Source organism: Acinetobacter sp. 228 (genome assembly GCF_048147885.1).
Window position 1 is genome coordinate 1 of the sequence record NZ_JAYWYV010000065.1, and the last position, 2342, is coordinate 2342.

Below are 2342 nucleotides of genomic sequence, written 5' to 3' on the forward strand. Positions count from 1 at the left end.
GATGCAGATGATGAGTCCAGGCATGCCTGTCACTTCTGAGTCACTGAAGCAAGACCCGCTATTATTGTTCCCTCGTTATGCTATGCAGTTGGCAACCCCGTCGCAACAAGATATGGAAATGGAGCAGGGCTTTGCCACTATTCATCATGAGCAAGGTATCTCTCGGCTTTTCGCATTACAGTTGACGCAAAGCCCATACAATATTGATTACCAAGAGCAGACCTCTACTTGGATTGAACAAACTAAGCAAAAACTAGCGGCAATGGGATTAAAATCTCATTGGACTGGAACTATTTTATTTTCAAATTTTGGTACGCAATCGGCCAAACAGGAAATCTCAACCATTGGTGTTGGCTCGACATTGGGCTTAATTTTTCTGGTTTGGTTCGGCTTTCGCTCATTGCGACCTTTGGCGACGGAGTTTATTGCAGTTTCGACTGGAAGCTTTGTGGCGTTTGCAGTCACACATTGGGTGTTTGGTGAAATTCACCTGATGACATTGGTCTTTGGTGCGAGTCTGATTGGTGTCTGTGTTGATTTTTCATTTTATTTTATGGCGATGCAATCGCAGCACAGAAAGCTTGGCGGTTTTCAAATTCTAAAACCGCTATTACCAAGTTTGTTTATGGGTTTAATGACCACATTAGTTGCATACATCTTTTTGAGTTTTACCCCATTTCCAGGATTTAAGCAGATTGCGGTCTTTTCAATTGTAGGATTAACTGCGGCGTGGATCAGTAGTGTACTGCTATTACCAAGATTACCTGCGCTCAATGCTCAGCCAGCAATAAAAGCTTTATCGTGGATTGGACAAGCACGCTTATGGTTTCAACAGCGTGCCAAAGTCCGTTATGGCTTGATTGCAGTCATTTTAGCAGTAGGTACTTCGAGTCTTTTCTATCTTAAAAGTAACGATGATATTCGTAACTTACAAGGTATGGACGCGAGGTTAAAGCAGCAAGACCAAGCGGTTCGTGAGCAATTTGGCCAGCAACAAAGTAGTGATTATTTTGTGGTGCGTGCAGCATCGGCAAATGAAATGCAGCAACAAGAGCAGCAACTGATTGGACATTTGCAACAGTTACAGTCACAAGGGAAAATCAGTGCATTTCAAGCTTTGGGACAATGGATTCCACCATTGGCAGAGCAGCAAAATAATCTAAAACTATTAAGAAATATTCCAAAAGCGACTTTGCAGCAATATGCACAAAGCATGGGGCTAAATGTCGCTGATGTTTTACAGTGGCAACAGCAACTGGTAACACAACCGTTATTAGATTTTGCTGTATTTAAAGATCACCCTTTAGCTTTTTTACAACCTCAAGCCAATGAACGATTAGTGATGGTGACAGAGGCAAAACAACCTGACGCGTTAAAGCAACTTCAGAATGAGCATATACATTTCCAGCAACCGATTACTGCAATGTCACAAATGTTTGCCGAACATCGAGTGCAGGCTCAACATCTTCTGATTTATGCCTTAATTGGTCTGGCAGTTGGTTTAGCGCTTATTTATGGATTAAGTTCGATTGTACCTTTGGTCTTGCCAGTCAGCTTGGCTTTACTAAGCACTTTTGCTGTTCAGACATGGTTAGGTGTCGAGATTAACCTGTTTAGTATTATGGCGACTTTTCTGATTATCGGAATTGGAGTCGACTATGCAATTTTCTACCGACATGGACATGATCACCCACAAGTAGTTGGAATGGCATTATTTTTATGTATGATGTCGACCTTACTTGGCTTTGGATTACTTTCATTTAGCCATACTTATGCAATCCATTGTTTTGGTTTAACGGTTTTATTCGGGGTTATTTTCTCGTTTATCTATGCGACTTTGTTAACGCCCGCAGATGAAAAACATATTGTAAATTTACAAGACCATTCATAATTTGAATAAATTAAAAAGGAAATTGTGCTATGAGCACTATAGAAAAAATTGACGTCGTGATTATTGGGGCTGGGCCATCAGGTAGTTCTGCTGCTGCACTTCTTCGAAAAAAGGGCTATACCGTTACGGTCATTGAAAAACAGCATTTCCCTCGTTTTTCGATTGGTGAGTCATTGTTACCGCAGTCTATGGCGTTTTTAGAAGAGGCTGGCTTATTAGAAACAGTCCGTGAGCATGTTGAGCAATATGCTTTTCAATTTAAAAATGGTGCGGCTTTTCTACGTGGCAAACAGCGTAGTTTTTATGACTTTACAGAAAAATTTACGGATGGTCCGGGCACAACTTGGCAAGTTCGCCGTGCAGATTTTGACAACTTACTAGCAAAACAGGCTCAAGCTTATGGTGCTGATATACGCTTTGGGCATGAGGTTTTAGATGTTGATGTTGCATC

The 2342-nt window shown here is 41.2% G+C and carries 2 protein-coding genes; both read left to right on the forward strand.

What is annotated here, in order from left to right; translation table 11 throughout:
* Positions 1-1891, forward strand: a 1891-nt coding sequence (locus VXQ92_RS15810) for an MMPL family transporter (RefSeq protein ID WP_416682449.1), incomplete at its 5' end; no start/stop codon positions are given.
* 29 nt (positions 1892-1920) lie between these two features.
* The coding region (locus tag VXQ92_RS15815) for an NAD(P)/FAD-dependent oxidoreductase (protein ID WP_416682451.1) at positions 1921-2342 on the forward strand (422 nt) is incomplete at its 3' end.